At 69.5% G+C, this 19,762-nt stretch carries 22 protein-coding genes; 5 read left to right on the forward strand and 17 right to left on the reverse strand.

Translation table 11 applies throughout. From position 1 onward, the window contains the following. Window positions 1–48 precede the first annotated feature (48 nt). From metX to KZ810_RS12250, 3 genes are read left to right on the forward strand one after another with little or no spacing between them, the layout of a single operon-like run. Window positions 49–1,170 carry a homoserine O-acetyltransferase MetX gene (gene metX / locus KZ810_RS12240; protein ID WP_219769379.1) on the forward strand — a complete coding sequence of 374 codons (1,122 nt, stop codon included), beginning with the start codon at window positions 49–51 and terminating at the stop codon, window positions 1,168–1,170. Next, complete coding sequence (gene metW, locus KZ810_RS12245) at window positions 1,167–1,760, forward strand: methionine biosynthesis protein MetW (protein WP_219769380.1); 594 nt, start codon at window positions 1,167–1,169, stop codon at window positions 1,758–1,760. Before metX ends, metW begins: the two co-directional genes overlap by 4 nt. A 46-nt stretch (window positions 1,761–1,806) precedes the next feature. Next, complete coding sequence (locus tag KZ810_RS12250; protein ID WP_219769381.1) at window positions 1,807–2,205, forward strand: response regulator; 399 nt, start codon at window positions 1,807–1,809, stop codon at window positions 2,203–2,205. On the opposite strand, the gene KZ810_RS12255 is transcribed toward KZ810_RS12250, so the two are convergent. Genes KZ810_RS12255 through KZ810_RS12280 form a run of 6 tightly spaced genes read right to left on the reverse strand, consistent with a single transcriptional unit; the run spans window position 2,183 to window position 8,272 of the window. Then, on the reverse strand, window positions 2,183–3,715 hold the full coding sequence (locus tag KZ810_RS12255; RefSeq protein WP_373369165.1) for a sensor histidine kinase: 1,533 nt from the start codon (window positions 3,713–3,715) through the stop codon (window positions 2,183–2,185). The genes KZ810_RS12250 and KZ810_RS12255 overlap by 23 nt on opposite strands. A gap of 57 nt (window positions 3,716–3,772) precedes the next feature. Beyond that, window positions 3,773–4,330: a single-stranded DNA-binding protein gene (gene ssb / locus KZ810_RS12260; RefSeq protein WP_219769382.1), complete on the reverse strand. Its 558-nt coding sequence runs from the start codon at window positions 4,328–4,330 to the stop codon at window positions 3,773–3,775. 10 nt (window positions 4,331–4,340) lie between these two features. After that, window positions 4,341–6,194 carry a ferrous iron transporter B gene (gene feoB, locus KZ810_RS12265; RefSeq protein ID WP_219769383.1) on the reverse strand — a complete coding sequence of 618 codons (1,854 nt, stop codon included), beginning with the start codon at window positions 6,192–6,194 and terminating at the stop codon, window positions 4,341–4,343. A gap of 30 nt (window positions 6,195–6,224) precedes the next feature. Next, window positions 6,225–6,488, reverse strand: coding sequence for a FeoA family protein (locus KZ810_RS12270; protein ID WP_219769384.1), 264 nt, complete (start codon window positions 6,486–6,488; stop codon window positions 6,225–6,227). A gap of 51 nt (window positions 6,489–6,539) precedes the next feature. Continuing rightward, a complete protein-coding gene (locus tag KZ810_RS12275) occupies window positions 6,540–7,241 on the reverse strand; it encodes a COQ9 family protein (RefSeq protein WP_219769385.1) in 702 nt (233 codons plus the stop codon). Continuing rightward, a complete protein-coding gene (locus KZ810_RS12280; RefSeq protein WP_219769386.1) occupies window positions 7,238–8,272 on the reverse strand; it encodes a DMT family transporter in 1,035 nt (344 codons plus the stop codon). Before KZ810_RS12280 ends, KZ810_RS12275 begins: the two co-directional genes overlap by 4 nt. Window positions 8,273–8,335: 63 nt before the next feature. On the opposite strand from KZ810_RS12280, the gene KZ810_RS12285 reads away from it, so the two are divergent. Next, on the forward strand, window positions 8,336–9,418 hold the full coding sequence (locus KZ810_RS12285) for an alkene reductase (protein WP_219769387.1): 1,083 nt from the start codon (window positions 8,336–8,338) through the stop codon (window positions 9,416–9,418). A 37-nt stretch (window positions 9,419–9,455) separates the two neighbouring features. On the opposite strand, the gene KZ810_RS12290 is transcribed toward KZ810_RS12285, so the two are convergent. From KZ810_RS12290 to KZ810_RS12330, 9 genes are all read right to left on the reverse strand, one after another. Further along, entirely contained in the window at window positions 9,456–9,965 is a 510-nt protein-coding gene (locus KZ810_RS12290) for a hypothetical protein (protein WP_219769388.1), read from the reverse strand. A 7-nt stretch (window positions 9,966–9,972) separates the two neighbouring features. Then, on the reverse strand, window positions 9,973–10,392 hold the full coding sequence (ribH, locus tag KZ810_RS12295) for a 6,7-dimethyl-8-ribityllumazine synthase (RefSeq protein ID WP_219769389.1): 420 nt from the start codon (window positions 10,390–10,392) through the stop codon (window positions 9,973–9,975). A gap of 15 nt (window positions 10,393–10,407) precedes the next feature. After that, a complete protein-coding gene (gene ribB / locus KZ810_RS12300) occupies window positions 10,408–11,538 on the reverse strand; it encodes a 3,4-dihydroxy-2-butanone-4-phosphate synthase (RefSeq protein WP_219769390.1) in 1,131 nt (376 codons plus the stop codon). Continuing rightward, complete coding sequence (locus KZ810_RS12305) at window positions 11,528–12,145, reverse strand: riboflavin synthase (protein WP_219769391.1); 618 nt, start codon at window positions 12,143–12,145, stop codon at window positions 11,528–11,530. The genes ribB and KZ810_RS12305 overlap by 11 nt, the downstream gene beginning before the upstream one ends. Window positions 12,146–12,153: 8 nt before the next feature. Further along, the gene (gene ribD, locus KZ810_RS12310; protein ID WP_219769489.1) at window positions 12,154–13,089 is read right to left on the reverse strand and encodes a bifunctional diaminohydroxyphosphoribosylaminopyrimidine deaminase/5-amino-6-(5-phosphoribosylamino)uracil reductase RibD; all 936 of its coding nucleotides are present in this window, start codon (window positions 13,087–13,089) and stop codon (window positions 12,154–12,156) included. Between the two features lie 40 nt (window positions 13,090–13,129). Then, on the reverse strand, window positions 13,130–13,477 hold the full coding sequence (locus tag KZ810_RS12315; protein WP_219769392.1) for a hypothetical protein: 348 nt from the start codon (window positions 13,475–13,477) through the stop codon (window positions 13,130–13,132). A gap of 48 nt (window positions 13,478–13,525) precedes the next feature. Then, window positions 13,526–14,872, reverse strand: coding sequence for a glutamate--tRNA ligase (gene gltX / locus KZ810_RS12320; protein WP_219769393.1), 1,347 nt, complete (start codon window positions 14,870–14,872; stop codon window positions 13,526–13,528). Between the two features lie 40 nt (window positions 14,873–14,912). Further along, complete coding sequence (locus KZ810_RS12325; RefSeq protein WP_219769394.1) at window positions 14,913–15,821, reverse strand: zinc ribbon domain-containing protein; 909 nt, start codon at window positions 15,819–15,821, stop codon at window positions 14,913–14,915. 83 nt (window positions 15,822–15,904) lie between these two features. After that, window positions 15,905–17,353 carry a S41 family peptidase gene (locus tag KZ810_RS12330; RefSeq protein WP_219769395.1) on the reverse strand — a complete coding sequence of 483 codons (1,449 nt, stop codon included), beginning with the start codon at window positions 17,351–17,353 and terminating at the stop codon, window positions 15,905–15,907. 153 nt (window positions 17,354–17,506) lie between these two features. Here KZ810_RS12330 and KZ810_RS12335 point away from each other — a divergent pair, with 153 nt between their 5' ends. After that, a complete protein-coding gene (locus KZ810_RS12335) occupies window positions 17,507–17,857 on the forward strand; it encodes a hypothetical protein (protein WP_219769396.1) in 351 nt (116 codons plus the stop codon). Between the two features lie 5 nt (window positions 17,858–17,862). Here KZ810_RS12335 and KZ810_RS12340 read toward each other — a convergent pair whose 3' ends face one another. Together KZ810_RS12340 and KZ810_RS12345 are read right to left on the reverse strand one after the other, a co-directional pair. Next, window positions 17,863–18,276: a DUF1810 domain-containing protein gene (locus tag KZ810_RS12340; protein WP_219769397.1), complete on the reverse strand. Its 414-nt coding sequence runs from the start codon at window positions 18,274–18,276 to the stop codon at window positions 17,863–17,865. A 425-nt stretch (window positions 18,277–18,701) separates the two neighbouring features. Then, complete coding sequence (locus tag KZ810_RS12345; protein WP_258044825.1) at window positions 18,702–19,718, reverse strand: GGDEF domain-containing protein; 1,017 nt, start codon at window positions 19,716–19,718, stop codon at window positions 18,702–18,704. Between the last annotated feature and the right edge of the window lie 44 nt (window positions 19,719–19,762).

The following is a 19,762-nucleotide window of genomic DNA, read 5'->3' on the forward strand; positions in this document are numbered from 1 at the left end:
CGCAGATCGGTTGCGACCGCGCGGGTCGCGGCTTATCGCGTCGGCTCGATGTCGCTCGCCTCTCCATCCGACGATCAACGCTTCGGGCTGTCGCGCCGCGTGTCGCTGCCCGGACCGCTGCGGCTCGACGGCGGGGCGACGCTGTCGCCGGTCGAGATCGCGTACGAAACCTACGGAACGCTCGCGCGTGACGCCTCCAACGCGATCCTCGTCTGCCACGCGCTGACGGGCGACCACCACCTCGCCAGCCCGCATCCGCGCACCGGCAAGCCTGGCTGGTGGCAGCGGATGGTGGGGCCGGGCAAGCCGATCGACACCGACCGCTTCTTCGTCGTCTGCGCCAACGTGTTAGGCAGTTGCATGGGCTCGTCGGGACCCGCCTCGATCGATCCGGCGACCGGGCGCGCGTGGGGGATGGCGTTTCCCGTCATCACGATCCGCGACATGGTGCGCGCGCAAGGCTTGCTGCTCAATCATCTGGGGATCGACCGGCTCGCGGCGGTGGTCGGCGGATCGATGGGCGGGATGCAGGCGCTCAGCTGGGCGGCGACCTATCCGACACGCGTCGCGGCGGCGGTGGTGATCGCCTCGACCGCGCGCCACACCGCGCAGAACATCGCGTTCCACGAGGTCGGGCGGCAGGCGGTGATGGCCGATCCGAACTGGCGCGGCGGCGATTATCACGATGGCGAGCCGCCGACGCGCGGGCTCGCGGTGGCGCGGATGGCGGCGCACATCACCTATCTGTCGGAGGCTGGCCTCACCGAGAAATTCGGGCGACGGTTGCAGGAGCGGGCGGCGAAAAGCTTCGGCTTCGACGCCGATTTCCAGGTCGAGAGCTATTTGCGCTACCAGGGGCTGACCTTCACCGACCGGTTCGACGCCAATTCCTACCTCTATATCACGCGCGCGATGGATTATTACGATCTGGCGGAGGAACATGGCGGGCGGCTGGCGAATGCGTTCGCGCCCGCGACGCGCTTCTGCCTCGTCAGCTTCGACACCGACTGGCTGTATCCGACCGCGGAGTCGCGTGCGATCGTCCAGGCGCTGAATGCCGCGGGTGCGCCGGTGAGCTTCGTCGAATTGTCGAGCCCCTACGGGCACGACGCGTTTCTGCTCGAATCGCCCGAACTCGACCGCATCGTCGCGGGGTTCCTGGGCGCGTGACGCTTCGTCCCGACCTCGCGATCATTGCCGCCCACGTGGCGCGGGGCAGCCGCGCGCTCGATATCGGGTGCGGGACCGGTGACCTGATGGCGGCGCTGCGCGACCGGGCGGGGGTCGACGCGCGCGGGCTGGAGATCGACGCGGTCAAGGTCGCCGACGCGGTCGCGCGCGGGTTGAGCGTTATCCAGGGCGACGCCGACGTCGATCTGGCGGGCTACCCCGACGCGAGCTTCGACTATGCAATCCTCAGCCAGACGCTGCAGACCGCGCGCGCGCCGCACGTCGTGCTCGACCATCTGCTCAGGATCGGGCGGCGCGCATTCGTCAGCTTCCCCAATTTCGCGCACTGGCGGGTGCGGTTGTCGCTGCTGTGGGGTGGGCGGATGCCGGTGACGCGGTTGCTGCCCGAGCAATGGTACGACACCCCCAACATCCACCACGTCACAATCGACGATTTCCGCGCCTTTCTGCGCGCCCGCGGCATCGTCGTGGAGCGCGCCTGGTTCTTGTCGGGCGATCAGGAGATTGGCGGCGCAGCGGCCAATTTTATGGCCGAACACGCCGTATTTCTACTTGCCCGGAACCAATGAGATTGCTCAAGGTTAGCTGAGACTGATAGCAATCTTTCCGAGATCCATGCCCAAAACCGCGCTCATCGTTGAAGACGAGATCTTCGTCGCCCTCGACCTGGAGCGTATCCTGGTCGATGCGGGCTATACGGTGGGTGCGATCGCGGCCGACAGCGCGCAGGCGCTCGCCGCTGCACCGGCATGTTCGTTCGCCTTCGTCGACGTCAATCTGCGCGACGGGCCGACGGGGCCGATCGTCGCGGAGCGCATTTCACGCGATTATGGGGTGAAGGTGGTGTTCGTCACCGCCAATCCGGGACAGATCGGCGCGGTGCCCGACGCCCTCGGCTATGTGCGCAAGCCGTTCAGTGATCAGGCGATCCTGGCGGCGGCCGCGATCGCCGCAGCCGGTAACGACGCCTCGGTTGCCGACGCCGATTTCGTCAGGCTCGATCAGCGCGACTGAACGCCGAACGTCGCGCGTGTAGCGTGACCGTCAGCCCATCGAGCCGCCAGTCGCGCTCGATCGTGCCGCCGAGCTGACGCACCGCCGACATTTCGATCAACTGCGTGCCGAAGCCGACATGCTCGCTCGCGCCCGCCAGCACCGGGCCGCCGCGTTCGCGCCACACCATCGTCACGTCGTCGTCGGTCGCCGAGATGTCGAGCGATACCGTTCCGGCGGCGAGCGACAGCGCGCCATATTTGGTCGCGTTGGTGGCCAATTCGTGGAACAGCAACGCGAGCGGGGTCGCGGCGCGATCGTCGACGACCAGATCGGCGCCGGTCACGGTGATCCGCGCGCGGTCGCCGACCTGCGACTGATACGGCGCGAACAATTGGTCGAGCAGTCCGTGGAGGCTGTCCTGTGCCGCGGTCGGGCGCGATTGCGGGCTGTGCGGGCGAACGAAGTCGTGTGCGCGGCCGAGCGCGGTGATCCGCTGGCGCAGGTCGGTCGCGACCGGTGCGAAGCCGGGGTGGCTGCGCGCGGCAAACTGGATCAGCCCGGCGATGACCGAGAAGATGTTCTTGATCCGGTGCGACAATTCCTGGCTGATGATCTCGCGCTGCTCGAGCGCGAGCTTCTGCTCGTGGATGTCGGTACAGGTGCCGAACCAGCGCGTGATCTGACCGTTCGCGTCACGGATCGGCAGCGCGCGGCCGAGCACCCAGCGGTAGCTGCCATCGACGTGACGCAGGCGGTATTCGATCTGATACGGCTCACCCGTCGTCAGCGAATGGCGCCAGATCTCCCAGGCGCGATCCTGGTCGTCGGGGTGGAACATGCCGTTCCATTCCGCGCCGTCGGTCGATCCCTCGGGCATGCCGGTGAACTCGTACCAGCGTGCATTATAATAATCATGATAACCGTCGGGCAGCGTCGACCAGACCATCTGTGGCATCGTGTCGGCGAGCGTACGGAAGCGCGTATCGCTGTCGAGCGCAGCGCGGCGCGCATCGTTCTCCGCCGCGCGCCATGCCGCGCCGTCGCGCGAGTCGCGCAGCCGCGCGAGCACGTTGGCGGCGAGCACGACCAGCCCCTCGTGCTGGAGCGGGGTCAGTCCGCCGGGTCGCGCCACGCGATCGAGCACGCACAGCGCGCCGAGCGGGATGCCGTCGTCGCTGACGAGCGGCGCACCGGCGTAGAAGCGCGCGCCCGGATCGGAGAGGAGCGGATTGCGCGCGAACCGCGGGTCGAGCGTCAGGTCGGGGACGACCATCACGCCGTCGTTCCACATCGCGTGCGCGCAGAACGACTGGCTGCGCGGCGTCTCGGTCAGGTCGGTTCCCGTCGCCGACAGGAAGGACTGGCGCGTTTCCTCGACCAGACTGACGAGCGCGATCGGCGCGTCGCACAGTCGCGCGGCAAAATCGGTGATCTGCTTCAGCGCGGGCGAGTTGCGCAGCAGGTCGAGTTCGTATGCCTCGAGCGCCGCAGTCCGCTGCGCCTCATCGACGTGCCAGCCCGACGCCACGGGCAGCCGCGGCGGTTCGGGCGTCGTGCGCCCGTCGATTGCGCCGGTGTCGCTCACTTAGAACGGCACGTCGTCGTCGAGGTCGTCCGCGTAGCCGCCGCCGAAATTGCCCGAACCACCCGAGCTGCCGCCGCCCGACGATCCGCCACGGCTGCCGCCGCCGAAGCCGCCACCGCCGCGCGATCCGCCGCGGCTGCCGCCGCCGAAGTCGTCACCGCCGCCGAAATCGTCACGACCGCCGCCACCGCCGCCGCTGTTGCCGCCCGGTCCGTCGAGCATGGTCATGACCGCGCCCGGGCCCTGGAGCACGATCTCGGTCGAGTAGCGGTCCTGACCCTGCTGGTCCTGCCATTTGCGCGTCTGGAGCTGGCCCTCGATATAGACCTTCGATCCCTTGCGCAGATACCGCTCGGCGACGCCCGCGAGGCCTTCGGAGAAGATCGCGACCGAGTGCCACTCGGTGCGTTCCTTCTTCTCGCCCGAGTTGCGGTCCTTCCACGATTCGGACGTGGCGATGCGCAGGTTCACCACCTTGCCGCCGTTCTGGAACGAGCGCGATTCGGGGTCGCGCCCGAGATTGCCGACGATGATGACCTTGTTGACGCTGCCTGCCATTCCTGCCTCTTCAAAGGCCGACGGCGACCGCCAGCCAGTAGGTTAATCCGGCCATGATGTAGGCCGCGGCGAACAGATAGCCAATCATGAACAGCGGCCATTTCCACCCGTTCGTCTCGCGCCGCGTCACCGCGATGGTCGAGATGCACTGCGGCGCGAACACGAACCACATCAGGAACGCGAGCGCGGTGGGGAGGGTCCAGCGGTGGCGCAGATTGTCGACGATCGTCCGCTCGCCCTTCGCGTCCTCGGGATCGTCGACCGCGTAAACGGTGCCGATCGCCGCCACCGCGACCTCGCGCGCCGCCATTGCGGGGATCAGCGCCAGCGCAATGTCGCGGTTGAACCCGATCGGGCGCACCGCGACCTCGATCCCGTTGGCGATCCGCCCTGCGACCGAATAATTGACCTGGCTCTGCCCCTCGGGCGCCTTGGGGAAGGACAACAGCGCCCACAGGATCACCGTGGTGAGCGCGATGGTGGTCCCTGCGCGTTTCAGGAAGATATAGGCGCGCTGCCACAGCCCGATCGCGACGTCGCGGAAACGCGGCATCTGATATTTGGGCATCTCCATCATGAAGCCCGACGAGGCGCCCTGCGTGACCGTGCGGCGCAGCACCAGCGCGGCGATGAACGCGCCCAGGATGCCGAGCAGGTAGAGGACCAGCAGCACCAGTCCCTGCAATCCCACGAACCCCGCGACACGCGTGTTGGGAATGAATGCGCCGATGATGATCGTGTAGACCGGCAGCCGCGCCGAACAGGTCATCAGCGGCGCGATCAGGATGGTGGTCAGCCGGTCCTTTTCATCGTTGATCGTGCGCGTCGCCATGATTCCGGGCACCGCGCACGCGAACGACGACAGCAGCGGAATGAAGGCGCGCCCCGACAGGCCGACGCGGCTCATCATCCGGTCCATCAGGAAGGCGGCGCGCACCATATATCCCGACGCCTCGAGCACGAGGATGAAGGCGAACAGGATCAGGATCTGCGGCAGGAACACGACCACCGCGCCGACGCCCGCGATCACGCCGTCGGTGAGGAGCGAGCGCAGGAAACCGTCGGGCATCACGCTCTTGATCGCCGAGTCGAGCGCGGTGAACCCGCCCTCGATCACCGCGATCGGCGCTTCCGACCAGGTGAACACCGCCTGGAACATCACGAACAGCAGGGAGACGAGCAGGACGGGGCCGACGACCGGGTGGAGCGCGACCGCGTCGAGCGCGTGGTTCCAGCGCCTCGTCGGTGTCTCGCTGACGGTCGCGGCATCGGCGATCTGGCGGGCGCGGCGTTGCAGCACGCCGATTTCTTCAGGGACGGCGTCGACCGCGTCGCGTGTCGGCACACGCTGGCCGAGCAAAATGCCGAGTTGCGCCTTGAGCACATCGATCCCGCGGCGGCGCACCGCGACGGTCGGCACGACGGGCACGCCCAGTTCGCGCGCGAGCACGTCCGGGTCGAGCGTCAGCCCGTCGCGCTCGGCCAGATCGACCATGTTGAGCGCGACGACGACGGGCAGCTTCAACGCGATCAGCTGAAGCGCGAAGCGGAGGTGATTGTCGAGGTTGGAGGCATCGACGACGACGATCATCGCGTCGGGCCGCCGCTCGAACCCGCCGCGCCCCGTCACCACGTCGACCGTCACGCGCTCGTCGGCGGAGACGGGGTCGAGGCTGTACGTGCCGGGCAGGTCGACCAGCTCGACCGGGCGTCCGTCGTCGAGCGAGAGGCGGCCCGAATGGCGCTCGACCGTGACTCCGGGATAATTGCCGACCTTCTGCCGCGCGCCGGTCAGCGCGTTGAACAGCGCGCTCTTGCCGGCATTGGGATTGCCGACCATCGCGACCAGCGGCGACGCATGCATGTCAGCCGGCGTTTCTCGAAACGCGCGCGGTCACTCGGCGGGCAGCGGATCGAGCGAGACGCGCACCGCACCCGCGACCGCGCGGCGCAGCGCCACCGTCATCCGCCCGATCCGGCAGGCGATCGGCCCGCCGCCGAAACGCGCGCGGTGGAGCACCTCGATCGACACGCCGGCATCGAACCCCAGCTCGCGCAATCGCCGTGCCTCGGGCGTCGCGAGCCGCGTCCACTCGATCGAATCGACGGTCGCGGCCTGGTGGCGCGGGAGGGTTTCGAGGTTGAGGTTCGCGGTCACACTCAGGTTATAAGCGGTCTGCGATTGATTATCAATAACTCGCGTCGCGGATCATGCGACCGGATAGCGCAGCCGTCCGACGAAGCGCGACAGGCTGGGGCGATAGCGCGTCCGCGCGGTCGCATTGGCCTTCGCTTTCTCGATCGCCATGATGTTGTCGATCCGCCGCGCGAGGAACGCGCGCGTCTCGGCGTGGCCCTCGCTGTCGTCGTCGAGGAAGACGGTGATCGTCGCGCCGTAGGTGGCGAGCAGCATCGCGCGCTTGGTGTAGTGATTATAGTCGGTCGCGGTGTCGCCGGCGAGCCGCCACATCCGGTCGGCGCTGCGCCAGCCGAGCCGCGCGGCGCGCAGCGCGTTGGTGGGAAGCGCCAGGATCGCGATCGCGCGGCGCAGCGACTCGCGGTCGGGCGACAGGATCTCCAGCCGGGTCTCGATCAGCGCGGTGATCCGCTGGCGAATCTTCATGCCCGCGAGTCGCTCGGCGGGGAGGCGCGCCGCCATCTCGGCGTCGACGTGATCGAACCAGGCGTCGATCATCGCGGGGGCGCCGCCCTCGAACGCCAGTCTGGCGACGTCGCGGTCGATGCCCGCGCCTTCCGCGGCATAGTCGCGCGCCTCGTCGCCCCAGCCGTCGAACGCGGCGTTGCTCGCGATCGCGGGGGCGAGTTGCCGGCGGATCTCGTCGAGCGTCAGGTCGGTGGGGTCGTGCGCCGTCGCCGTGCTGCCGGTCGTGTTCGCGATCGTGTCCGTCATACCCGCACCTCGTCTGCCGCTCGCGGCCCGGCCGCGGTCTTTACCACTTGGGGACTGCGACGCACCAGCACCAGCGCCACCGCGACCATCGCGGCACCGAACAGGTCAGGCACCCCGAGCGCTTCGCCATAGACGACCCAGCCGATCGTCGCCGCGACCACCGGCTGGAGCAGCAGCGCGAGCCCGATGACGATCGGGCTGAGCTTCCCGAGCGCGTATATCATGCAGCCCTGCCCCACCACCTGGCTGACGAGCGCGAGCCCGATCAGCGGCCACCAGTCGCCCGGCACCACGCGCTCCCCCATCGCGAGCGCGATGACGAGCAGCGGCACGAGTGCTGCGAGCGAGGAGAGCGCGAGCGCGGGCCACGGCGCCATCGTGCGGCGCACCCCCGACATCAGCACGAAATAAACCGCGTAGAGCACGCCCGCGAGCACGCACAGCAGGTCGCCCACCAGGTGACGCGGATCGAGCTGGTACGACCGCCCCATCAGCAATCCCGCGCCGAGCGCGGCGAGCAGCAGCGCCAATCCTTGCGTCCGCGTCGGCCAGTTGCGCGCGACGACGAAGCCGTAGATCGGAAAGATGAAGGTCGCCGAATTGCCGAACAGCGTCGCGTTGGCGAGCGTCGTCTGGAGGATGCCGACGTGCCAGCTTCCCAGATCGAACGCGAAGGCGACGCCGGCGAGCGCGAGAAGCAGCCACATCCGGCCCGACAGCCGAAACGCCGCGACGCGCGTCCCGCTCGCCAGTGCCAGCAATGCGATCAACGGCAGCGCGAGCGCCATGCGCCAGAATGCGGCGGCGACCGGGCCGGTATCGGCGAGGCGGACGAACCACGGCCCGAACGCGAGCGCGACGTTCGCCACGACGACCGCGAGCAGCGGCAGCAGCGACGACGCCTCGCCGACGCTCGCGCCCGGCGCGGTAACCGGCGCAACCGTCGCGTCCGCGATGCCGCCGGGAACCTCGTTCCGGGCAAGCGCGCTTGGCGGCGGCGAAGCATTTCTTGGGTGCGCGCTGTGGTGCATGGCGCCCCTTAGCGCCCTATGTGTGCGGCGTCAGGTAGCTGAATGAAACGGAAAGGCCATCGAATGCCCAGCCTGTTCGACCCCATCAAACTCGGCGCGATCGACGCGCCCAACCGCATCCTCATGGCGCCGCTGACCCGCTCGCGCGCGACCAAGGACCATACGCCGACCGATCTGATGATCGAATATTACCGCCAGCGCGCGTCCGCCGGCCTGATCATCTCGGAAGCGACGGGGATCAGCCGGCAGGGGCTCGGCTGGCCGAGCACGCCGGGGCTGTGGAGCGACGAACAGGTCGAGGCGTGGAAGCCGGTGACCGAGGCGGTGCACGAGGCGGGCGGGCGCATCGTCGCGCAATTGTGGCACATGGGCCGGCTCGCGCGTCCCGACGTGACCGGGCTGCAGTCGGTGTCGTCCTCGACCAAGCGCGCGCCGTATCACGATCCCGATCCGGCGAAGAACCCGTACGACACGCCGCGCGCGCTGTCGGTGGATGAGATCCGCACCACGCTCGACGATTACGCGGCGGCGGCGCGCAACGCGGTCCGCGCCGGGTTCGACGGCGTGCAGATCCACGGCGCGAACGGCTATCTGATCGACCAATTCCTGCGCGACAACACCAACGACCGTACCGACGAATATGGCGGCGCACCGGAGAACCGCATCCGCCTGATGCGCGAAGTGACCGAGCGCGTCATCGCCGAGGTGGGCGCGGGCCGCACCTCGATCCGCCTGTCGCCCAACGGCGAGACGCAGGGCGCAGACGACAGCAACCCGCAAGCGGTGTTCGTGCCCGCGGCCAAGGCGCTCAACGACCTGGGCATCGGCTTCCTCGAACTGCGCGAGGTCGGCGCCGAGGGGACGTTCGGTACCACCGACGTGCCGAAACTCAGCCCCAAGATCCGCGAGGTCTTCACCGGCCCGCTGGTGCTCAACCAGGATTACACGCAGGAGGCCGGGCAGGCCGATCTCGATTCGGGTGTCGCCGACGCGATCGCCTGGGGTCGGTTGTGGATCGCCAACCCCGATCTGGTCGAGCGTTTCCGCAGCGGAGCCGGCTTCAACAAGCCCAACCCGAAGACGTTCTATACGCCCGGACCCGAAGGATACGTCGACTATCCCGCATTGGAGCGCGCGGACGCGTGAACCATGCCGCCCCGCCGCCGACGCGCGGCGGGGCGTGTCACGCCGGATCGGCGTAGCGATCGATCAGCGCGGTGACCGCGGCGCGCAGCCGCTGGCGTACCTTGGGGTTGAACGCGACCGCGGCGAGCCCGAACAGCAGCGGGAAGCTCGACCAGGCAAGCATCAGCAGCAGTGCGGGCGTGATGATCAGCAGCAACAGCGCGGCGAACGCGGCCCCACGAAGCATCTTCGCGCGGGCCGGGTCGAGCGTCACCGTGCGCGGCGCACGGTCGTCATAGAAGGCGCGGGTCGTGAAGCTGACCGTCCCATCGAAACGGGTCGCGCGCGGCAACGCACCCGCCTTCGGCGCCGGTGTGCCACGCGGAGCGGAGGCGCGGCCGATGACCCGATCGAGCATCAGCGGCTTGTTCGCGCGGGTTGCGGCCACCGACGACCCCGCGCGATCGGACCTCGATCGTTCGCCGACCACCCGCCCCGTCGCGCTGTCGATCACCTCCAGCCGCCGCCCACGCTCCACGACGCGGAAGCGGGTGGGCGGCATGTCCATGTGGCGGTCAGCCGAGCCGCGACTTGAGGTCGAACATCGCGAGCGCAGCCTTGGCGGCAGCACCGCCCTTGTCGAGCTGCGCCGGGTCGGCGCGGACGATCGCCTGCTGCTCGCTCTCGGTGGTCAGAATGCCGTTGCCGATCGGAATACCGTCCATCGTCAGCGCCATGATCCCGCGCGCGCTCTCGTTCGAGACAATCTCGAAATGATAGGTTTCGCCGCGGATGACGACACCGAGCGCGACGAACCCGTCGTAGCGCCCCGTCTCCGCCGCCAGCGCGATCGCGCCGGGCACTTCGAGCGCGCCGGGCACGGTCGCGACCTCGCAGGAGTGACCGGCCTGTTTCAGCGCGGCCTCGGCGCCCGCGACCAGCATGTCGTTCAGGTGATCGTAGAACCGCGCCTCGACGATGAGGAAATGCGCCATCTGTTGCTCCGAATGTCAGTCGATCTTGCGCTCGCCGACGATCGACAGGCCGTAGCCGTCCAAGCCGACCAGCGTGTGGTGGGTGTTGGTGAGGAGCACCATGTCGTGGACGCCCAGTTCGGCGAGGATCATCGCGCCGACGCCATAGTCGCGCAATTCCTCCATCTCGACCTCGACCGGCTCGCCGACCTTCATCTTGACCGCGGTGGTGAAGGCGTCGGCGCGGTGGCGGTTGATGACGATGATGACGCCCGCACCCTCGGCGGCGATCAGCTCCATCGAGCGCGACAACAGCCGCGAGCGGTCGCTGTCCTCGCCGAACATGTCGGCGAAGGGGGACAATGCGTGCATCCGCACCAGCGTCGGCTTGGCGGGGTCGACGCGGCCCTTGACCAGCGCAATCTGCTCGGTCCCCGTCGCCTTGTTGCGATACGCGCGGACGGTCCAGTCGCCGCCCCAGCGGCTCTTGAATGGGGCCTCGCTCGCCAATTCGACCAGGTGATCGTTGCGGCGGCGATAGGCGATCAGGTCGCGGATCGTGCCGATCTTGAGGTTGTGGAGCTGCGCGAACGACACGAGGTCGTCCATCCGCGCCATCGTCCCGTCCTCGTTCATGATCTCGCAGATCACGCCCGAGGGGTTGAGGCCGGCGAGCCGCGACACGTCGACCGCGGCCTCGGTATGGCCTGCGCGCACCAGCACGCCGCCGTCGCGCGCGACGAGCGGAAAGACGTGGCCGGGCGTCACGATGTCGGTCTTGTCCTTGGTCGCGTCGATCGCGACCGCGATCGTGCACGCGCGGTCGGCGGCCGAGATGCCCGTCGTCACCCCCTCGCGCGCCTCGATCGAGACGGTGAAGGCGGTTTCGTGCCGCGTGCCGTTGTTGCGGCTCATCAGTTCGAGCCCGAGCGTCTCGACCCGCGCCTTGGTCATTGCGAGGCAGATCAGCCCGCGACCGTGCCGCGCCATGAAGTTGATCTTCTCGGGCGTCGCCATCTGCGCGGGGATGACGAGGTCGCCCTCGTTCTCGCGGTCCTCGTCGTCGACCAGGATGAACATGCGCCCGTTGCGCGCCTCGTCGATGATCTCTTCGGGACTGGACAGATAACCGTGCCGCAAGCGGGCGAGTTCGGGGTTAGCGGCCACGGTAATGCTCCATGCGTTGGAGATAGCGGGCGAGGACGTCGATCTCGATATTGACCGACTGCCCGGGCTGTAACCGGCCGAGCGTCGTCACTGCCTGCGTGTGCGGGATCAGGTTGATCGTGAAGGTGGAGCCGTCGGCGGCGTCCTCGACCGTGTTGACGGTCAGCGACACGCCGTCGACCGTCACCGACCCCTTGGGCGCGAGGAAGGGGGCGAGGTCGGCGGGCACGCGGATCGCGATGCGGCGCGAATCGCCGTCGGGCGTCACCTCGGTCACCTGCGCGACGCCGTCGACGTGGCCGGTGACGATATGCCCGCCCAGTTCGTCGCCGAGCTTCATCGCGCGTTCGAGGTTGAGCGCGGCGCCTTCCTGCCACTGCCCTTCGGCGGTGCGGCTGATCGTCTCACCCGACACGTCGACCGCGAACCAGTGGCGGGCGTCCTGCTGCCCCTTGTCGACCACGGTCAGGCACACGCCCGAACAGGCGATCGACGCGCCCAGGTCGACGGTATCGGTGTCGTAGGCGGTCGCGATGACGAGGCGCGTGTCGCCGCCGCGCTCCACGCGCTCGACCGTGCCGATGTCGGAGATGATCCCGGTGAACATATGCCCTCTCAGCCGCGCTCGTAGACCTCGACGCGGTCGCTGCCAAGCGCGCGCGCGTCGGCGAGCCGCCAGCGTCCATGCGCCCGAGACAGGTCGGCGAGGCCGATGTCGGGCAGCGTGCGCCCGCCGCCGACGATCACGGGCGCGCGGTAGATGAGCAGCCGGTCGACCAGATCATCCGCGAGGAAGGCGGCGGCGGTTCGCGCCCCGCCCTCGACCAGCAGGTGATCGCCCGGAAGGCCAGCGATCTCGGCCGGACGCGCGATCGTCCGCACGCCGTCGACCGGCTGCGACGACAGCACGACCCGCTCGGGCGCGCGGCGTTCGAGGCCGGGGAGGCGCACGTCGAGCCGCGGGCGGTCCGCCTCCCATGTGCCGCGCCCGACCAGGATCGCCTCGTGCCGCGCGCGTTCGAGATGCGCGTGCGCGCGCGCTTCGGCGCCGGTGATCCACTGGCTGCGCCCGTCCGCCATTGCGGCGGCACCGTCGAGCGACAGCGCGAGCTTGAGCGTCACGAACGGGCGCGAATGCGCGCGACGGGTGAGAAAGCCGGCCATGACACGCGCCGCCTCGCGCTCGCGCACGCCGACCTCGGCCGCGATCCCGGCGCCGCGCAGCCGCGCGATCCCCTGACCATCGGTGCGCGGATCGGGGTCGCGGTGCGCGACGACGACGCGCGCGACGCCCGCGGCGATCAACAGGTCGCTGCACGCGGGTCCGCGCGGCGAGACATGCGCGCACGGCTCGAGCGTTACATAAGCGGTCGCGCCCGCGGCACGCGCGCCCGCCTGTTCGAGCGCCATCGCCTCGGCGTGCGGACGCCCGCCCGTCTGCGTCCAGCCGCGCCCGACCACCGTGCCGCGTGCGACGATCACGCAGCCGACGTTCGGATTAGGCGCGGTCGCGCCCCGCGTCCGCTCGGCGAGCGTGAGCGCGGCGCCCATCCAGCGCGCGTCGTCGGCGGACGGGCGGGTCACGTGTCGGTCAGATGCCGAGGCGGTTCATCGCGTCGTCCATCTTCTTGAACGATTGCCGCAACTTTTCTTCGCGCGCGGCCTGTTTGGCCTTGGCGGCATCGATGGCCGGCTGGTCGATCTTCTGTTGCGCGATGATCTGCGCGTCGGTGCGGTCGAGGCGGTATTGCTGCACGTAGATGATGTTCGGCCGGTACTGCTTCTCGAAGTACGAATCGTGCGCGAACGCCCACACCAACGTGCTGGTGATCGTCACCGCGAGCACCAGGAACCACAATTCGTACGGCTGCCGCTGTGCGAGAAAGAAGCGGAGGTCGCGGTAGGCGCGCACCGGGGACATGCGGCTGAAGAATTGCATCGAGCCGATATAGGGCGCGCGTGTGTCGCGTGCGAGTCCCGCCCCCGATCAGCGCGCCGCCGCCTCCAGCCGCGCGATGCCGCGCGCCTGCCCGATCAGCGGCAGCAGCGCCGCCATGTCGGGGCCGTGGTCGCGGCCCGTCAGCGCGCGGCGTAGCGGCAGGAATAGCGCCTTGCCCTTGCGCCCGGTCTGCGCCTTCAACGCGTTGGTCAGCGCGTGCCACGGGTCGCCCGCCCAGTCGATCGCGCGCGCTGCGGCGGCGGCCTGTTTCAGATAATCGGCGTCCTCACCAGCGGGCGCGGGATCGATCGGCCCCTCGACGACGTGCCACCAGTCGGCCGCCTCGGCGACGGTGTGGAGGTTGGGGCGGACCGCCTGCCAGCCGTCCTTGTCCATGCCCGCGGGCAGGCGAGCCGCGACCGCGTCATAGTCGAGCTGGTGGACGACGCGCGCGTTGACCTGCGCCAGCTCCGCCTCGTCGAAGCGCGCCGGCGCGCGCCCGAAATGCGCGAAATCGAACGCGGCGACGAGCGGGGCGGGGTCGACCACCGGCTCGACGGGATCGCTCGTGCCGAGCCGCGCGAGCAGCGAGAGAATCGCGGCGGGCTCGATCCCGCTCTCGCGCAGCTCGTCGATGCCGAGCGCGCCCAGCCGCTTGGACAATTTGCCCTCTGCGCCGGTCAGCAACGCCTCGTGCGCGAAACGCGGGTGCGCCGCCTTCATCGCGTCGAACATCTGCAACTGCAGCGCCGTGTTCGACACGTGATCCTCGCCGCGCACGACGTGCGTCACGCCCATATCCATGTCGTCGATCGCGCTCGGCAGCAGGTAGAGCCACGACCCGTCGGCGCGGCGGATCACGGGATCGCTCAACTGCGCGGGGTCGAACGACTGGGGCCCGCGGATCAGGTCGTCCCAGGTGATCGCCGCGGCGTGATCGAGCCGGAAGCGCCAGTGAGGGCGGATACCCTCGGCTTTGAGCCGCGCGTGATCCGCCTCGGTCAGCGACAGTGCGGCGCGGTCGTACACCGGGGGCAATCCGCGCCCGCGCGCGATCTTGCGCTTGAGGTCCAGTTCCTGCGCGCTCTCGTACGCCGGATAGATGCGCCCGGCGCTGCGCAGCGCCGCGAACACCGCCTCGTAACGGTCGAAGCGCGCCGATTGACGCTCCTCGCGGTCGGGATGGAGCCCGAGCCAGGCGAGGTCGGCACGGATCGCGTCGACGAACCGCTCCTCGCTGCGCGCGGCATCGGTGTCGTCGATGCGCAGGATGAAGCGTCCGCCGTTCTTCTTCGCCCACATCCAATTGTGCAGCGCCGCGCGCACGTTGCCGACGTGGAGCCGGCCGGTCGGCGAGGGCGCGAAACGGGTGACGACGGGAGCGGAAGCGGTCATCGCGCCGCCCTAGGCGAGCGCAGCCACGCGCTCAACCGCGTCAGATGCGGCAGCCGACCAGGATCGTGGTCGCGGCCTGACGCCGCACCGCCGCGCAGCGCAGCCGCACCACCGATCCGCGCCCCAGCAGATCGATCGCATCGCCTTGCCCGCGGACCAGATCGGCGACGACGATCCCGCCGCGCTGATACCCTTCCAGGCTAAGCGCGGGGGGCGAATCGGACAGGAGCCCGATCACGCTGCCGCGTACGGTCACCGGACCGGGGAATTCGGCGAAGGCGCGCTCGGGATCGTCGGCGAACGCGGCGTCGATCGCGGCGGCGGGGATCGCAGCCTCGCCGTTCGGGTCGAGCGACGCGGGCGAGCCGATCTCGTCCCCGGTCTGCGCCAGTTCGGGGGTGGGGGTATCGGACGGCGTCGGAATCGGCTCTGGCGTCGGGGCCGCGGCGACCTCGGTCGGCTCGGCGCTGGGCGCCTCGGCGGGTGCCTCGGTATTCGCCGCGGTCTCGGCGACCGGGCGCGTGCCGTCGCGCTGCTGCCAGAAGACGATCGCGAGCACTGCCACCGCGACCAGCGCGAGAATGACCAGCAACCGCGTGCCCGTGCCGCCGCGCTCCTCCTCCTCGTCGTCATCGGCGTCGGCGACCGGGGCGCGGCGGTCGTCGCGGTGGCGATCGTCGGCCGCGGGGCGGGCTGCGGGCTTGAATGCGGTCTGGGATGCGGGCCGGGGATCGGGCCCGAAGTGCAGCCCGTCGGGCGGGAAGTCTTGATCGGGCGCGGGTACGGGCGCGGGTACGCGAGGGGCGGGCGGATCGCTCGCCCTCATCCGGTCGTCGGATGGGCGAACGGCGTCGGCCGGCGCGTCGGGCAGGACGACGGGGGCGCCGCAACGCGCGCAGAAACGCGCGTCGTCGGGCAGGCGCGCGCCGCACTGGGTACAGAATGCCATCGCTCGCCTCCTTAGTCCGCACCGACCGACCCGCGACTAGCCCAGCCGCGCGGCGCCGAACAGTGCGCCCGGCGATGTGCGCGTCAGAACAGGCCGGGCGTCTCGCGCTGCGCGGTGGAGGGGCGCGTCGGCGTCAACAATTCGCGGCTCTGCGCGAACGGCGTGGTGGTCCGCTCGAGCGACGCGGTCGCGCCGATCCGCGTGCAGCCGCGCCCTTCGATGAAGTCGAGCGCGGCGCGCGTCGACGCCTCGCGCGCATCGCCGAGCGGATAGGTCGAATCGTCGACCGCCTGGCACGACGCCTCCACCTTGGTTGCAAGGCCATCGTAATAATCGCCCTGCCGCGCCGCATTCTGCAACGCGAACGCGATCACGCGCAGCCGGTCGTCGCACTGCGACTTGTCGAGCGCGATCTGCCCGACCGGCTTGCCGTAGGTGTTGCTGCCGACCAGCGCGACGTTGGCGTGGAGGTAGGGGATCATCGCGTTGATGACATATTCGCTCGCCGACGCGGTGCCGCCGGTGCCGATGAACGCGATCTTGGTCGGGGTGATCGTCTGCGGTTGCTGCGCGAAGAACGTCGTCTCGTTGTTCGACGATTTCGACGCGCGGAACGTGGTGTAGCTCTGCACGTCGCTGGTCGAGCGTCCGCCGCCGAGCAGGTTGGTGAACAGTTCGGCGATCGAGATCAGCCCGCCGCCGTTGTAGCGCAGGTCGACGATCACGTTGGTGATGCCCGCGTCACGGAACTGCTGGAACGCACTGCGCAGCCCGGGATCGGCGGTGTTGATGAAGGTGCGCAGGTTGACGTAACCGACGCGGACGCCGTTGTCGGTGATGATCTTGGCACCATAGCGCGACGATACCGGGGTCAGCGTATAATCCGCCTTGGTCAGCGTGACGTTGCGCGTGCCGCCCGCGTCGTTGACGCGCAGCACGCGGGTTGTGCCCGCGGTGTCGGGGCCGAGCGCGTCGACCACGCCCTGCGTGCCCGAGCTTGCGATGATGTCGCTGGTGGCGCGCAGATTGCTGGCGCTCGTCCCGATCGCGACGATCTCGGTGCCGCGGTCCAGCCCCGCCGCGAGCGCGGGTGCGCCCTCGAACGCCTCGATGATCCCGACGCGGCGGTTGGTCGTGTCATAGCCCAGCCGGATACCAAACCCGCCGCTCGTCGTGCCCGAATTGTAATAGGCATTCTCCGACGCGATCGAGGTCAGGTAGGTGAAATAGCGGTCCTTGCGCTGCGCCCGCGCGGTCGCGGTCAGCGCGTCGATGTAATCGTCGACGGTCGAATAGCCCGACGGGTCGAGCGAGGCGGGCAGCGTTTCCGGGAACAGATACCATTCGTTCAGCTGCGCGAACGCCCAGTTCTGCCGCTCGCGCAGCGAACAGCCCGCCGCCGCGGTCGTCGGGGTCGGCGTCGGGCTTGCCCCCGTGTTGCCGGTGGTGCCCGATCCGCTACCATCACCGCCGCCGCATGACGCCAGCATCGCCGCACCCGCCAGCAACCCGGAAATACGCCCGCACCGCATCGCCACGCTCCACCTCTCGCTTTATCCGCTTGGTGTAGCGTGTCGAAAAGATGCCGTCATTACCGAAAGTTGGGCCGGCCGGGCTCACATGGATCAAGCGGTCGGGCGTGCCCCGACTCGTCGCGCGCGGGCGATCGGCTTATGCTCACACGCATGACGATCCGCCGATTCGCCTTCGTGGCCGCCTCGCTCCTCGCCGCCTGCAACCAGCCGGCATCGACCACCGTCAACGCGGCCGACCCCGTGGTCGCCAACAACGGTGACAGCGCCACCAACACCGCGGACGCGATCGCGTCGCTGAGCGAGGGGCAGCGCAAGGCGGTGCTGTTCCGCGCGATCCGCGACGGCGACGAGGCGTGCCAGGAGATCACCGAGGCGACCGCGACCCAGTCGCTCGACAACAAGCCCGCGTGGCTCGTCACCTGCGACAAGCGCCAGCGCTACACGGTCGTCCTGCGCGGCAACGACGTCGCGCTGGTCACCCCGGTCACGACCGCGCGCTGACGCGGTCAGCACCCGATCAGCCGCAGCGTCGCGGGGTCGGGCGTGGCGAAGAAGGTTGTGAGCGCTCGCGCGACCGGATCGGGCGCGCCCGCCGCGGCGAAGAGCGTCAGCGACGACCGCAGCTTGAGCGCGTCGACGTCGCCCATGATCGACGCGGCGCTGCGCCCCGCGTGCCGCTCCAGTGCGGCAGTGCAGGCGAGATAGCGGCACCCGAGCAGCGGGTGCGCGAGATAGGCGCGCGCCTCGTCGAGATCGCCGATCGCGTAGAAGACGGCGGTGGGACTTTGGCCGAGGCCGGCGATCTGCGGGAAAATGTACCACATCCAGTGGCTGCGCTTCGTGCCGGCGATCAGCTCGGCGAGTGCGGTGTCGTAGCTGTCCGCCTGGGCGGCGATGAAGCGGTCGAGCGAGTGGGGCATGCGGCGATCAACGCCGCGCTCGCCCGCGCGGTGCCGCGATCAGGCGATCGCGACACCCGCGTCGATCCACAACAGCAGCGCGGTGGTCGCGAACCCGGCGAGGGCGAGCGCGATCGGGTGGGTGGCCGATCGGGACAAACCGAACATCGCGCGCCTCACGCGATCGGCGAGACGGGGACCGCGGCACCGATCATCAGTGCAGCGACCGAGAAGGCGGCGAACAGCGCGAATGCCTGGCGACCGAGAGCGTCGAACGAGCGGATCATGGTGGTAACTCCTGCTGGTCGATCGGCCGATCCGATCGATGCCAGCAGCATTGCATCGCGCGTGCCAAATGCCTGAATGGCGTATCTGCAATGACTTAGCGAAAAGCGGCGGTGGGGGTTGGCGGATCGCGCCGCCGCCGCGGCGTGGAATGCGCCAGATTATGGCGCAACGATCGTCTGTCCGCGGCCGGCCTGTTTCGCCGCGTAGAGCGCGCGGTCGGCGCGTTCCATCAGCTGGGTCAGCGTGTCGCCGGCAAACCCGTGCGCCACGCCCGCGGAGAAGTTGATCGTGCCGATCGAGCGGTCGCTGTCGCGGTCGCGCAGCCGGCGCGCGGTGATCGCGTCGCGCGCCGCCTCGATCCGCGCGAGCACCGCGGCCTCGTCGTCGCGCTCGAACAGCAGCGCGAATTCCTCGCCGCCGTAGCGCGCGACGGTGCAGGCGACCTCGCGCTCGAGCAATTGCGCGACGAGCTTGAGCACGCGGTCGCCGACCGCGTGGCCGAAACCGTCGTTGACGCGCTTGAAATGGTCGATGTCGCAGATCGCCAGCGCGACCGGCGTGTCGGGCGCGAGCGCCGCGAAATGCTCGTCGAAGGCGCGGCGGTTGATGAGCTCGGTCAGCGAATCGGTCTGCGCGGTGGTGCGCGCTTCCTCCAGCGCGGCGCGTAGTTCGGCGGTCTCGCTCTTCGCCTGCTCAAGCCGCGTCTCCGCGCGGTGGACGCGCTCGATCATCGCCGCGGTCAGGTGCGAGATGCGCTCCACCCCGGCGTGCGCGCCACCGGTGCGGATCGCTTCGGCCGTCTCCGCCAGATCGCGCCCGAAATGGTTGGTCTCGCTGTGGATCGATTGCAGCGTGTCGCTGAACCCCTCGATCTGCGCGATCGTGCGCGTGACCAGTGCGTCGTCGCGGCCGGGCTCCCCCGCGGCCGGCGCGGCCGCGGGCGAGGGTGCGGAGGTAGGTGCGCCGGGCTCGTCCGCCAGCGGCCCGCCCTCCGTCACGCCGCCCAGTCGCGCCACGTCGGCCCCCGACAGCCGCACGCCGTCGCTGGTAAGCGCGCGAACCTCGATCGCGCGAGCGCCCTGCGGGTTGCAGATCACGTCATGGGCGAAGGCGTAATTGGCGGGGTCGGGGCTGAGCCCGTGATCGGCCAGGAACGCGCCGATGGCGGCGAACAAGCCTCTCGGCTCCCCCGCCGCACGCACGTTCCTGCACCTTGTCG

It is taken from the genome of Sphingomonas citricola, from assembly GCF_019429535.1.
Classification (GTDB): Bacteria; Pseudomonadota; Alphaproteobacteria; order Sphingomonadales; family Sphingomonadaceae; genus Sphingomonas; species Sphingomonas citricola.